Origin of the sequence: Acinetobacter boissieri (genome assembly GCF_900096955.1) — a bacterium.
Classification (GTDB): Bacteria; Pseudomonadota; Gammaproteobacteria; order Pseudomonadales; family Moraxellaceae; genus Acinetobacter; species Acinetobacter boissieri.
On the sequence record NZ_FMYL01000012.1, the window covers coordinates 25,937 to 39,307 of the forward strand.

Genomic DNA, 13,371 nt, shown 5'->3' on the forward strand with positions numbered 1-13,371 from the left:
ATGATGCTCAAATCAATAACAATTAATTTGGGTATCATTAGAAGATACTCTTATATATTTCGAGGATTAAAATATGAATAAAGTTATACTGATACATGGTGCATGGCATGGTCCTTGGTGTTGGTTTAAAACCACCCCAATCCTTACAGAATTAGGGATAACACCTATACTTTTTGACCTCAATTATAATAATTCAATCGAAATGTCTTTTGAACAAAGTATTGAAAAACTATGTCAACTTATTAAAGATATAGACGAACCTGTTACTATTGTTGCACATTCCATGGGAGGCGTTCATGCGAGTGCGGTAGCTTCGTTAGTTCCAGAGAAAATAAAAAGTATTATTTACCTTTCTGCCTTTATCCCAGAAAATAATGAATCTTGTTTAAGTATGGCCTTAAAGGATCATGGAGTTGTTCCATACGGTCTAGAAATTAAAGAAGATTTAAATGTTGCATTAGTAAATAGTTCTTTTATCAAGCCATCATTTTATAATGATTTAAATGATGAAGATTTTAATTACTGTATTCAAAGAATTACTCCTCAATCACTTGAACATTACACAGCTAAAGTTCATTTAAGCAATGATTTTTTCATAATTCCTAAATACTATATTAAATGTATGCGTGATCATGCAATTACACCAGGATTTCAAAATATTATGGCATCTGCCAACTGCCAAAATGTTGCTAGTTTGGACAGTGGACATTCACCATTTATAAATATGCCGAGGGAACTCGCTACATTAATTTATAAATTCACCACATAAATAAATATATTGATCAGGCACATAAAGGAATTTATCTATGAGGTTATAAAAAATTTGAGATAATCATCAAAATGATTGGAGAATGATGAAATATCTGCAATGTGAGCAAATTTTAGCATATCGAAATGATTATTTAGAAGTAAAGAAACAATCGTATCAACAGTATTTAATATCTTATGAGCACCTAAAAAATATCTGCCAAAAGCCAAATCTTTCAGCTAAAATGCAGAATAATAAAGAGGCCTCATTGATTTTTAAATCTAAAAACAAAGTGGAATTAGGGCCTAGGCTTTGCGGATATAGTTATTCTAATCGCTAAGTTTTGCTATAGACTAAGAAAATATTGACATGTATGACTTAAAAATAAGCAGAATTTTAACTCAAATTTAAACTATGCAAAATAAAGTGGTAATATCTTGCATGGTGATTAGATTTTAGGATTCTGTTTGAATTTCCCCAAATTGTTCTAACCACCTTGTTCTTTTAATTATATTTTCACCCATGACCTAGGTTAAATAATAAAATTATATTTATTTTAGCACTGAAAAAATATTTGATATGAAAAAGTTTTATTTACTTTATAAGTCTCTAGTAGAAGTTTTTTGCGCATGTCCTAAATATAATATTGGGATGTTCTCTGTTTTATTATTAATGGGTTTGATGCCTGCTTTAAATATTTATTCTACAGGAAAACTAGTAAGTTTATTTGAGAATAATATAGCTACTGAATCTTCAATTATTCTTATAATTGGTATATGGGGATTAAGTATGCTATTACCAACATTGCTAAGCCCTCTAGTTAACTACCTTCAATCACATATTAATCAACTTGTTACAAATAAAATCATCAAAAAAATAATCTATAAAAATTCAACTTTTAATGGATTGCAATCATTTGATGACGTTGATCTTCAAAATTCTATTAATATTTTAAAAAACCAGTCAAGATTTCGGCCAACTAACTTTTTAGTTAATTCTGTCATAGTTATCAGAGAACTAGTTACGATTACATCATTAGCAATAATCTTATTCCATATAAAATGGTGGATACCTATTGCTCTTTTAGTTTCATCAATTCCTTTAGCTTATATAAACTTTTCCGTAGCGTCTTTTAGCTGGAAAGCATTGATGAAATCTAGTCATAATTCTAGGTTGATGGAATACTTTACATCTTTATCTTTTTCAAGAGAAGCACAAAAAGATATTCATTTATTTAATGCTCATAGTCTTATTTATCAAAAATATAGTGTTGCTTTTGATAAAGTTTATCGGGAATTAAAGAATACACAATTAAAAACTTTTGCTAAGCCAATTCCATTCCAAATTATAACAGCTATATCTATATCGTTCATACTATATGCAGTTTATAAACAAAGTACTTCGGCTTTGATAACAATATCATCAGTAGTTGTTTTATTGCAATCAATCGTACTTCTTAATAATAGGCTAGAAGGGTTTATTGAACATAGCTCACTTTTATATGAAGTATTAGATTATTTCGAAAAATATTTTGATTTCTTAAATACTTCAGATACTATTAATGATGGCACAGATGAAATATATGTAATTGAATCTATTGAGTTTAAAAACGTTTATTTTAAATATCCTAATAGTGAAAAATATATAATTAACAAAGTATCTTTCTTGGCCAAATCAGGGGAATCAATAGCTATTGTTGGGCATAATGGAGCAGGAAAATCGACATTAATGCATTTAATATGTAGATTTTGGGATGTTACTGAAGGAGAAATTCTTATAAATAATAAAAATATAAAAAATTATAAAATAGCAAACTTAAGAAGTTGTATAGGTGCTGTTTTACAAGACTTTTTTAAATTCAACTTAACTATTCATGAAAATATCACTTTTAATACTAATGATAACTTAGGTTTCAATTACAGCCATAAAATTGGTTTACCTAATGATGTAAATGCGAATACGATGATAGGTAAATCATATGGAGGAATTGAATTATCAGGTGGGCAGTGGCAAAAACTAGCTATATTACGTTGCTTTCATACAAAAGGTTCTTTGGTTATTTTAGATGAACCAACATCAGCAATTGACCCTAAAGCAGAAGTTGAATTGTATAGCGAGTTTAAAAATATTTCAGAGAACAAACTAACTTTTATGGTTACACATCGTTTAGGCTCTGTTAATAATACAGATCGAGTTTTAGTCTTTGATCAGGGGAAATTAGTACAAGATGATACTCCTAACAAATTAAAAACTGTCGATGGTCTCTTTAAAGACTTGTGGAACTTACAAGCCAATATGTATACAAAATAAAAACTGAATGCGATTTGTGTACTATATCAAGGCCAATTGCTTACAGTCAGCTTGTTTTGACTGAAAAATTAATTAGATGGTTTCACTATACATACATCATAAAATAGATTCGAATTCTTTTAGGCGTTTTCTAATGGATAAAAGCTCAATAATTGTTTTCCATGAGTTAATCAAATATTGAAAAGCCGTCGTTACTTTATCAAAAACATTTCTAATTTGATTAATTAGTCCAAGAGTCATTGTGCCAGCTGCAATTGCAGGAAAAAGGATAATTAAATTGAAAATAATATCTAATTGAATATACCAAGAACTAACCAAATTGAAATAAGCATAGTGAAAGTAAAGTTTAAAGTAGTTAAACCTTAATCGACTAAATAATTCAGCCAAAGTTAATGGTTTTGCATAGCTTTCACTATCCTCTCCATACACTAATTCTTTACGATAAGCCGCTTCAACTTTTTGATTTTTGAATTCAAGCCCAGGTAGTTTTATTCCTGTTAACATTAAAAGTACTGTTCCAAAGATAGACCAAGAAACCGTTGCCCATACCAAGGAGTGAGAAATTTCACCAATTAAAGGAAGCGATGGTACACTTTTAGAGAGCTCAATCAGTAGAGGAAGAAATGCTATCAATGTCATGAGTGATTTAACTAAAGTTACGCCTAAATCTTCCATAATTGTCGCAAAACGCATGGTATCTTCTTGTACTCGCTGAGATGCCCCCTCTACAGACCTCAAATGATTCCAGTTTTCTGTATAGTATTCAGTCATCGCTGTTCTCCAGCGAAATATATAATGACTAACAAAAAATGAATTAATTACATTTACAGTTACGGCAACCATTGCTATATATAAAAATATACTAATCCCTTGGTACAATTCATAAATTTCTCCACCTTTGTTTGAAAGCATTTTTTGTATTAAGTTCCAAAATGGTCCATACCATTCATTGATGCTTATACTCACCTGTACACTAAACCAAATATTAAAGAGAATAAAAGCAGATCCACAAATAGACCAAGACTGCCATTTATGATTTTCTTTTATCTTCCAAAAAATAAAAAATATACTAAAAAATATACTGAACCAAATATATACCCATATGTAGGACAAACTAATAAACTTGCTTACTCCAATAGGTAAAGTTTGTTCTGTATAACTTTTCGGGAAACCAATAAATACCCCCCAATCTTTACCTCCCAAATACCAAAGTGCAGTACCACATGAAATCCAAGCAAATATTGAGAAAAAGAATAATACAGGTGAAGGAAAAAACGACTTAAACATATCCTAACTTCCTAACAGCTTTATCTTTTTATAGGAGATAAAGCTGTTACTAGATGACTTTTTAAAATTTATAATTTACTTCTAGCCATGCCTGACGACCATAAGCTGAATAATTACTAACCGGATAATATGGCCAACCTGCTGTGTCATCTCTCTTAATTTCATTGAAAAGATTATTTACAATAATAGATGCCGAAAGGTTGTCAGATACTTTATATCCTGCGCTCAAATTCACTGTAAATGTCGGTTTTAAATATGAGCTCCCATCACCATTTGGTATTTTCCCAAATCGATTGACTAAGACTGTAGAAGTAAACTTATCTTTACTCCAAGTTAAACTGGTATTAAAACGATCTCTCCAGTCTGTGTTTGTCATATCTTTAAGGGAGTTAGTAAAGTCATCACTACTAGATTGTTTATATTTATTACTTAAGACATAGCTATAATTAACGGCCCAAATAAATTGGCCGAAATCAGCATTTCCAAATCGCCATTTTGTGGTTAAATCAATACCACTCACTTGTGTACTGGCCGCATTAATAGGCTGTACATTAATATTATTAATTGCTCCTGGGTTAACAAGAGCATTCGATGGGTTTCTTTGAATTCTTGAAATAGCATCCTGACATTGTGCAGAGGAAATATCACTACGCCCCGCTTGACAATCTGCTTCATTTTTTAAGAGTTTATCTGCACTTAGGTTAGTGACTAGATTAGTTATTTTCACATTCCAATAGTCTAAAGACAGATCAACTGTTTTTTTAGGTGACCATACAATACCTGCGCCATAAGATGAACCATTTTCTGGCTTAAGTGTCGGATTTCCTGTTAAGGTATAATTTGCACCTGGAGAGGCATTCGCATAATCACACTTACTCAATGGTTGTCCACTTTGCTCACATCTTAAATAATCTGTCGTTGATGAATAATAGCCTCTTTGCTTTTGCAAAAAAACATAGTTCATATCTGGAGCTCTAAAGCTTGTAGCATAATTTGTTCTAAGTAATAGCGTAGATACTGGTCTAAACTCTAATCCTGAACCAAATGTAAACTTACTGATTGAATTATCAGCAACAGTATATCTATCATAGCGACCAGAAACTGTACCACTTAAACTTTTTAATAGTGGCAAATATAGCTCTCCCCCCAAAGCTTGCCTATCTCTAATTCCACCGTATTGGGTTTGTGCACTGGTATTATAGAAAGTGTTTGAATTCAATGTTGCATCAGGTTTTATAGTAAAGCCCTGTCTACCTAACTCAGCAATTAATGCAAGTTTTGCATTTCCTGCAGGCAATTTAAATATATCTCCTGTGGCACTAAAACTTAATGTCTGTGACCAAGATTTATCTTTTTCAGTTGTCGATCCTGATATACTCTCAAAATCACTTACTGTCAGGGGTGTGTTTAATTTAGAAGTATCAGGTGCATAAATTGGAATATTATTCGAATCTCTCCCTAACTCTGGACCCAAAAAATAAGTATCAACATTCCTCAATAAACGACCTTTTCTTTTGATCTCACTTGTATAAATAGAACCTGTATATCCTGCTTCATACTTCCAGCTAGTATCTTCTATTGTTCCTCTTAGCCCCAAATTAATATTTGCTGAGATATCATTCCATTTACTATTAATTGCATTTCGTCCACCTATTTCTTCAGGTGCTATTCTTCTACTCCATGTTTCATATAATCCTGAATTTTTATTATAGAAATAACTTTTTTCACTTGCTAAAGAAGTCCAAGCTGGCCCACGTGTATTATTTTCTAACTGACTCAGCCCAACCAAACCATCTGCATAAAATTCTAAATTTTGATTAAAATCATAATTATTTGCTACATATAAATTTTGACTTCGGTTCTTTGTTTGGATTGTCCAATAAGAGGGTTGTGCTAAACCTGTTGCACAGTTATCTATACTTTTACCGTAACTTGTAACACTACCATTAAACAAACCTGACAACCCATTGCACCCCCCCATAGAAATATATTTTCCTGTTGTGGCATTTTTTCTGCCAGCAATGTTTCGCTTATTCTCTCCCAAAGCCGAGGCATCTGCCATAAATGGTCTGTCACTTGCCCAAATAGGTTCTCTGCCACTAATTTCTACAGCATATACTGTATTAAATTTTTCATTCCAATCTTTACTCCCAGTGAGCTGGAATCGACCATTTTCTCCAGCACGAATTGTACTTCCTGCCTTAAAGTTTACTTGCGTTCCATCTGTCGTCTTTTTTAGAATAATATTGACAACCCCAGCAATTGCATCAGACCCATAAATTGCAGATGCACCACTACTTAATATTTCTATACGATCAATAATTGCTGAAGGAATATTGGCTAAATTGACAAAATTTACAGCACCATCATACGCAGTTGGATAATCTGCGATCCGATGTCCATTTACTAAAACAAGGGTATGATTTGGGCCAAGGCCTTTTAAGCTAATCGTATTTGCAGTTGGAGTATATGTATTACCTGCATCTGAACCTGTTGTCACGCCAGTATTTTGAGATAAATTATTCAGTGCTTCATATGCATTACTGAAGCCTTGGTTCTCAATATCAGAGGCCTTAATCACTGTTACAGGACTTACCCCATCTTTTTCGGCTTTTGAAATTCTTGAACCAGTAACAGTGACATAAGTGACATTTGTGTCTTTATTTTTGCTTTCTTCTGCGTAAGTATTTTGAGGAACTAAAGCGAATAAAAGTAAAACAGACGCAGTGTAACCGTATATATCAGTTCTTTTTTTTAACAAAAATATTTTCATTTCTATACATTAAGCTTTATAAAAAACACAATGTAGCAATAAAAAATAGAGTTATTTAATAAATAAAATCAAGATAGTTATAATATATAAATATAAATAGTCGTTCTATTTCAAGCTCTATACTAAGAATATGATCCAATAAGAAAAAATTGGAACATGATTGATGAACTTCAACAAAAAATTACTGCGAAGGATATTGTAGTTGCTCGGTAATCCTCCGGTAAATAACTGTGTACTACAAAAAATATAATTTCTTAAAAAGAATATCACTCACTAGTTAATAAATTATTTAAATCAATAATTTCATCTACCCATTCAATACAATATTTCGCATGAGTGACTAAAATTATAGAGCTAACATGTGAATTTATAAAATCTAACATCTTTTTAGCAGTTTGCTCATCCAATGCCGAAGTCGGTTCATCTAAAATTAAAAGAGTTGGTTTTCTAAGTAATGCTCTAATCATGTTCAATCTTTGACATTCTCCTCCGGAAAACTTTTTATAGATTTCATCAATTTGAGTATTTAGATCTATATTGTAGTTATTCAAAGTACTTTCTAAAAAAAGCTCTTTTATGTAGAAAATAAGATCTTCATCCGTATACACATAGTTTGTGTTATAGATTAAATTATCCCTTAAAGTACCATTAAATAATGTATTTTTTTGCCCTACAAAAGCAATTTCCTTAAAAATATTTTTGGAAAATTTCTCAGTTATCTCTATATTTTTATAGAAAAGCTTTCCTTGTTCTACTTTTTCTAGTCCTAGTAGGTGATTAATTAAAGTAGTTTTTCCTATACCACTTTCACCAATAATTGCATATTTTCTATTTTTTTTGTGTCTTTATATTGTTGGTTATAACTAAACTGTCTATTGAATAAGTTATTAACTGCACTTTTAAGTGAGTAATAAGATGCTTCTTTAGTAACATTAAACCGCTTTGCATAATCACTCGCATGGATCTCCAATTTACTCTCTGCTGTAATACCTTCGCCTGTTTCTCTTGCTCGAATAATTGAGAGTAATATTAACCGTTGCTCCGTTGTCTCTAGATTATAACTCACATTAATTAGCGCATTGTCTTTGACAACCATTTCATTTTTCATTATTAAAACACCATAATATATTATGGTGTATAAAGCAAAGGTATTGGTGGGGAATGCTTTCTGAAACGTATGCTATGTGGTCGTTTCAGCTCTCTTAAAAGCATTAAAAGATTATTAAAAACATTAAAAGCCTATTTTTCTTTTTTTTAAATTTTATTTTTAAGAATATTTTTAGTATTTTTAGAACAAAGGTATTGGTGGTTAATACAATCTATCTTTTGGGTATAGGAGAAAATATAATGTTTATTGTGTCTTTAACTTATAAAGTAACACTGTCTGAAGTTGACAAGCATTTAAAAGATCATCGCAAATATTTAGATCATAATTACAAAAAAGGAATATTTATTGTATCAGGTGGGAAGATTCCTCGCACAGGTGGAATTATTCTAGCAAATATAGATAATCGCAGTAAGTTGGATGAAATCTTACGTGATGATCCTTTTAAAATTCAAAACGTGGCAGATTATGAAATAACAGAATTTCTTCCAACTAAATCATCTGAAGAACTAAAATTTTTATGTAAATAGGAAATTTATGCAAAATAACATCGATAGTACTTTGCCAGTTTTTATTATTGGAGCAGGGATTGCTGGAGTGGCATGTGCTAGAAAACTACAAGAAAATGGTAGGAAAGTTATTATATTAGAGGCTAAATCTAGTATAGGTGGGCGCATAAATTCTAGAAAAATTGATTCGGATATTTTTGATTTAGGCGCATCTTGGATTCATGGGATTGATAATAATCCCATATGGTCCATTACTCAGGAAAACAATATCGAAACTACTACTCTTAATTATGGTAATTCACATTATTTCCATAAAAATGGAAAGTTATTTTCAGAAAAAGAAGTACAAGAGTTTGAATCATATGTAGAGAAAATAGAAAAACTACTGTATCAAACAAAAAAAACATCGGCTCTTGATGCCATTAAAGAAATAATATTTTCTTTATCTTATATGGGAAATACATTTTCAGAAGACTATCTTAAAAAATTATTATTGAGTTTTTTTGAGAGGATAGCAAATGATCCATTTGCTACAGAGCTAGATTTACTTTCTTCAAAGTATCAAAACTATGAAGGATACTTTCAAGGTGATGAGGTTATATTTCCAAAAGGGTACTATCAAGTTATTGAATGTATTTCAAAAGATATAAATATAAAATTAAATATAGATGTTAAAAAAATCATTTACGATGATGATTATATTAAAGTTATAGATTGCAGTGAGAATATCTATATGGGTTCTCATGTAGTAGTTACTGTACCACTTGGTGTTTTAAAGAGAAATAATATTGAGTTTTACCCACCATTACCTAATGAATATATTCATTCCATTCAATCAATTGGATTTGGATCTTTTAATAAAGTTTTTTTTGAATTAGACCAGTCGATTCAATTGGGTTTAAAAACTTTAGAAAAGAATATAAGCAGTTTTTACTGGGAAGATACCGACTGTTTTAACATTTTAGATTTATCTAAAATGTATCAAAAGCCAACTTATTTAATGTTATTTGGTGGAGATAAATCAAACTTTATAGACAGCTCGACAGATAGAGAAGTATCTGATTTTATTTTTAATGGCTTACAAAAACAATTTGATGGGATTTCTGATAAGCCAAAAAAAATAATAGTTACACGTTGGGGAGCAGATCCTTATAGCTACGGTTCTTTTAGTTTTCCATCACTAAATCATAATGATGATTTGATTAAGATATTACATAAACCAATTAAAGAAATTCTTTTCTTCGCTGGCGAACATTGTAGCTTTAAATATGCTGGTACTGTTCATGGCGCATACCTAAGTGGTTGTGAAGCAGCTGAAAAAATTAAGTCCACTTAACATAATACTGATATGTGAAATAAAAAATGGAGCACGAAGCTCTATTGTCAAATTGCTAAACGCAAGTTTAAAGCTTTAACTACTTTAATTACTGTATCGAAGCTTGGGGTTACATCGCCTGAAAGGGCCTTATAAAGACTCTCTCTACCTAGTCCTGTATCCTTTGATAATTGAGACATACCTTTAGCTTTTGCAATATTACCTAATGCTTTTGCAATAAATGCAGCATCTCCATTAGACTCTTCAATACAAGCTTGTAAATAAGCTTGCATATCATCTTCTGTTTTAAGGTGTTCAGCACTATCCCATTTACGAATTTTAAGAGCCATTTAGAACTCCTCCTCTAATTCTTTTGCTAATTGAAGAGCAAGTTTTATGTCTTTACTTTGAGTGGATTTATCTCCACCAGCCAATAAAACAATGATTTTTTGCCCTTGTTTGCAGTAATAAACTCTATAACCAGGTTCAAAAAAGAAACTTAACTCGGAAACACCTTCAACAACAGGTTCAGTATCTCCGAAATTTCCATCTTCAACTCGGTCAATCCTGATTTGTATTCGTCTTTTTGCTTGTTGGTCTTTTAATTTATCAAATGTGTCCTAGAAGATACAGATAAACAAGAGATTTACTTTTATTTTAAAAATAACGTCAAATTTCGTATAACAAGTCATTATGTTAAATGGATAGATAAATATCATGATTTTGTATTAATTAACACGAATCCTAGTTAAAAGCTAATATTATTATATCTGTCTAGGTAGTCTCGTAAATATTCAATTAGCGTTAACATAAAAAAACTAACTACTCATAGTGTAAATATATTTTAAATATTAAATTAAGTAAATTACCTAAGTAAATTTGAATACCATGATTTTTAAGAAACCTATTTTATTAACATTAGCTTCTTGCTGTATTTTTTTTCAATGAATGTAAGTGCGAAAGAAAGTTATACTCATGAGAAAGATGTTCATAAAGAAGACTTAAAACATCTAAAAATACATAAATAACCACTAGATATAGCTAATAAAATTAATTTTTTTTGGAGCTACTATCAATTAGCCACATGTAGGTATCTTGCTAAAACTCTTCTAAAAAAAAGTTTTAGCAAGTGCTTGTATAGATTCTTTTTTAAACTAAGAAATCTTATTTAGTGTAGTGAAATAATGTATTGTCCTATAATTAATTGGTCAACAAAATATAATAAAAGAAAAGCAACTATTTCATTTATTTTTCTCGTTACTGCATGTGGTTCAAAAGCTTCACTATATGAAGATAATGTTATTATAATTAATTCATCTAGTAACAATGCAAAACAACAACTACAACAAGCATTGTGTTCAGGGATGTCTAATACATCTCAAACTTGTACCGACAACACACCAAAAACTATTAAAATTAATGGTGTTATTGACTTTACCAATGCAGATGGGAAATCCTTTAAAAAAGGTTGTGTATATTCAAATAATCAATGTGCAGATACTCAAGGCCAGGAACAAATCCTAGATGTGCAGTATTACTGTAAGGGTAAATCATTATTTAATATAAATACTAATATCGCAGGACAAAAGCCTCTTTTGATTGGATCCAATAAAACTATTATTGGGATAGGTAAATATTCTGGTATAAAAGGAACAGGACTCTTATTGCGAGGTGTCAAGAATATCACTATTAAAAATATAAATATTACAGATATTAATGAACAAGTGATTTGGGGGGGGGATGCAATTACTGTTGATAATTCATCAAATATACTCATAGACCATAATTATATCGCAAGAATTGGTCGTCAATTTGTGGTGACAGGGTGGGGATCTGCACGAAATGTTGTGATTAGTAATAATAATTTTGATGGAAAAACAGGTTATGGACATTATTGTGATAATCGACATTACTGGAATTTCTTATTTTTAGGAGCTAATCAAACTATTACTTTAAAACAAAACTGGATACATAATACATCAGGTCGAGCACCAGAGTTAGGGCAATCAAATTCAGTTTCAGGACTTGGTTTGGTACATATTTTAAATAATCTGTATCAATCAAATTATTACATGGGCGTTAGAACAAATAATAAAGTTTTAGCCTTTGTTGAAGCAAATGATTTCGATAATATAAATAGCTTAAAGGGGAATTTTAAGCCAATTTTTAAAGAATCAGATAATGATTTAATTTTTGCACCATATGCAGATAATATTGCTCAAGCAAATACTTATTGTAATAGTAAAATTGGTCGAAGCTGTGTGGCGAATATTTACTCCAATTATAGTCCAAGTGATGCTTTTGAATTAAATAGCAATGCATTATCAATGAAATACGATATAGAGATTAAACAGTTTATTGGTAAGGCTAAACCAATAAGTGTAGATTCAGTTAAAAGCTTTGTACTTAAAAATGCAGGCCCCCAATAAGCCAAATCCTGTTTAAAAAATTACAATAAGCTACCCATTTTGTATGCTTTTATCCAAGAAAATATTTTAGTGATTTGAGTTAAATAGTGTTCGAATGTCTACTAATTCAAACCGTCAATATTCATTTCCTTGTTTAAAATCTTTTAAAAATTATTAACATAATACTGATTATGTGAAATACAAAAATGGGAGCTAATGCTCCCACTTTTGCTAATTTTTTAAGGAATTATGCACCTAAACGTATTAGTTTTTCTTGAATCGCTTCACTTACGAAAGCATTAAGCGAGTTACTTGATGCTAAAACTGCCTTACGATGCATTTCAGGGCTGATGCGAACGTTAAATGTACCTTTGAAAGGTTGGTCAGGGGCTTTGCCTAATTCAGTACATGACTCTAAATAGCAGTCTACAGACGCCTGAAAAGCTTGCTCAAGGGCTTTTAATGTTTCTGCTTCATAGGTAATAAGATCACGCATAAAGGCAAGTTTCCCAGATAGTTTACCTGTTTCAAGATCAGGTTCAATTGTACCGAGATAGCCCTTATATTTTAAATAACTCATAAAAATCCCTCCTGCTTGAGTGCTTGTTTTACAGCTTTCAATGCCCCACCTTTGATTTCATTTTCAGGGTGTGGACGGTGCAGTAAAATCATATGTTTAGTTTTATCATTGAAAAAACGAACACGAGAGCCTGCCATTTCAAACTTTTCATAGCCTAGCTGATTCAGTAAAACAACTAAATCCTTATACGAAAATGTATTTTTTGAATTTGTGAGTTTTTCAAGTAACTTTTCCGTTTTACCCGTATTCTAGTTTCTAGTCTTGCTACTACAGCAACTCATAATAGTTACTTTTTGGTGATATTGAAACTATTATTAGTTGCAATATCGTATAGTC

The 13,371-nt window shown here is 30.9% G+C and carries 11 protein-coding genes and 3 pseudogenes; 6 read left to right on the top strand and 8 right to left on the bottom strand.

Going from position 1 to position 13,371, the window contains the following annotated elements; all coding sequences use genetic code 11:
- Positions 1–73 precede the first annotated feature (73 nt).
- The 3 genes from BLS38_RS11440 (at position 74) to BLS38_RS11450 (ending at position 3,058) form a co-directional block, all read left to right on the top strand.
- Positions 74–769 (top strand): alpha/beta fold hydrolase, encoded by a 696-nt coding sequence (locus tag BLS38_RS11440; RefSeq protein ID WP_092749711.1) that lies wholly within the window; start codon positions 74–76, stop codon positions 767–769.
- A gap of 85 nt (positions 770–854) precedes the next feature.
- Entirely contained in the window at positions 855–1,088 is a 234-nt protein-coding gene (locus BLS38_RS13020; RefSeq protein ID WP_092749713.1) for a hypothetical protein, read from the top strand.
- A 341-nt stretch (positions 1,089–1,429) separates the two neighbouring features.
- Positions 1,430–3,058, top strand: coding sequence for an ABC transporter ATP-binding protein (locus tag BLS38_RS11450; RefSeq protein ID WP_171258581.1), 1,629 nt, complete (start codon positions 1,430–1,432; stop codon positions 3,056–3,058).
- Positions 3,059–3,154: 96 nt separating this feature from the next.
- Here BLS38_RS11450 and sbmA read toward each other — a convergent pair whose 3' ends face one another.
- The 4 genes and pseudogenes from sbmA to BLS38_RS11470 form a co-directional block, all read right to left on the bottom strand.
- Positions 3,155–4,345 carry a peptide antibiotic transporter SbmA gene (gene sbmA, locus BLS38_RS11455; protein ID WP_092749717.1) on the bottom strand — a complete coding sequence of 397 codons (1,191 nt, stop codon included), beginning with the start codon at positions 4,343–4,345 and terminating at the stop codon, positions 3,155–3,157.
- A gap of 61 nt (positions 4,346–4,406) precedes the next feature.
- Positions 4,407–7,118 (bottom strand): TonB-dependent receptor domain-containing protein, encoded by a 2,712-nt coding sequence (locus BLS38_RS11460; protein ID WP_092749719.1) that lies wholly within the window; start codon positions 7,116–7,118, stop codon positions 4,407–4,409.
- Positions 7,119–7,384: 266 nt separating this feature from the next.
- Positions 7,385–7,936, bottom strand: coding sequence for an ATP-binding cassette domain-containing protein (locus tag BLS38_RS11465; protein WP_092749721.1), 552 nt, complete (start codon positions 7,934–7,936; stop codon positions 7,385–7,387).
- Between the two features lie 14 nt (positions 7,937–7,950).
- Positions 7,951–8,226, bottom strand: a pseudogene (locus tag BLS38_RS11470) (RepB family plasmid replication initiator protein); the annotation flags it as partial.
- A gap of 239 nt (positions 8,227–8,465) precedes the next feature.
- Here BLS38_RS11470 and BLS38_RS11475 point away from each other — a divergent pair.
- A complete protein-coding gene (locus tag BLS38_RS11475; protein ID WP_092749725.1) occupies positions 8,466–8,753 on the top strand; it encodes a YciI family protein in 288 nt (95 codons plus the stop codon).
- 7 nt (positions 8,754–8,760) lie between these two features.
- Positions 8,761–10,068, top strand: coding sequence for an NAD(P)/FAD-dependent oxidoreductase (locus BLS38_RS11480; RefSeq protein ID WP_092749727.1), 1,308 nt, complete (start codon positions 8,761–8,763; stop codon positions 10,066–10,068).
- A 47-nt stretch (positions 10,069–10,115) separates the two neighbouring features.
- On the opposite strand, the gene BLS38_RS11485 is transcribed toward BLS38_RS11480, so the two are convergent.
- Positions 10,116–10,397 (bottom strand): addiction module antidote protein, encoded by a 282-nt coding sequence (locus tag BLS38_RS11485; RefSeq protein ID WP_092749729.1) that lies wholly within the window; start codon positions 10,395–10,397, stop codon positions 10,116–10,118.
- Positions 10,398–10,667, bottom strand: a pseudogene (locus BLS38_RS11490) (type II toxin-antitoxin system RelE/ParE family toxin); the annotation flags it as partial.
- Positions 10,668–11,231: 564 nt separating this feature from the next.
- Here BLS38_RS11490 and BLS38_RS11495 point away from each other — a divergent pair.
- A complete protein-coding gene (locus BLS38_RS11495; protein ID WP_092749731.1) occupies positions 11,232–12,476 on the top strand; it encodes a pectate lyase family protein in 1,245 nt (414 codons plus the stop codon).
- Positions 12,477–12,702: 226 nt separating this feature from the next.
- Here BLS38_RS11495 and BLS38_RS11500 read toward each other — a convergent pair whose 3' ends face one another.
- Together BLS38_RS11500 and BLS38_RS13225 are read right to left on the bottom strand one after the other, a co-directional pair.
- On the bottom strand, positions 12,703–13,035 hold the full coding sequence (locus BLS38_RS11500; RefSeq protein WP_092749733.1) for a type II toxin-antitoxin system HicB family antitoxin: 333 nt from the start codon (positions 13,033–13,035) through the stop codon (positions 12,703–12,705).
- Positions 13,032–13,208 (bottom strand): annotated as a pseudogene (locus BLS38_RS13225) (type II toxin-antitoxin system HicA family toxin); the annotation flags it as partial. The gene BLS38_RS11500 and the pseudogene BLS38_RS13225, both read right to left, overlap by 4 nt.
- Positions 13,209–13,371: the final 163 nt, after the last annotated feature.

Excerpts from the sequence above, each read along its gene's own strand:
- BLS38_RS11440 (WP_092749711.1), top strand. The coding sequence starts at position 74 with ATGAATAAAGTTATACTGATACATGGTGCATGGCATGGTCCTTGGTGT.
- BLS38_RS13020 (WP_092749713.1), top strand. The coding sequence starts at position 855 with ATGAAATATCTGCAATGTGAGCAAATTTTAGCATATCGAAATGATTAT.
- BLS38_RS11450 (WP_171258581.1), top strand. The coding sequence starts at position 1,430 with ATGCCTGCTTTAAATATTTATTCTACAGGAAAACTAGTAAGTTTATTT.
- sbmA (WP_092749717.1), bottom strand. The coding sequence starts at position 4,345 with ATGTTTAAGTCGTTTTTTCCTTCACCTGTATTATTCTTTTTCTCAATA.
- BLS38_RS11460 (WP_092749719.1), bottom strand. The coding sequence starts at position 7,118 with ATGAAAATATTTTTGTTAAAAAAAAGAACTGATATATACGGTTACACT.
- BLS38_RS11475 (WP_092749725.1), top strand. The coding sequence starts at position 8,466 with ATGTTTATTGTGTCTTTAACTTATAAAGTAACACTGTCTGAAGTTGAC.
- BLS38_RS11480 (WP_092749727.1), top strand. The coding sequence starts at position 8,761 with ATGCAAAATAACATCGATAGTACTTTGCCAGTTTTTATTATTGGAGCA.
- BLS38_RS11485 (WP_092749729.1), bottom strand. The coding sequence starts at position 10,397 with ATGGCTCTTAAAATTCGTAAATGGGATAGTGCTGAACACCTTAAAACA.
- BLS38_RS11495 (WP_092749731.1), top strand. The coding sequence starts at position 11,232 with ATGTATTGTCCTATAATTAATTGGTCAACAAAATATAATAAAAGAAAA.
- BLS38_RS11500 (WP_092749733.1), bottom strand. The coding sequence starts at position 13,035 with ATGAGTTATTTAAAATATAAGGGCTATCTCGGTACAATTGAACCTGAT.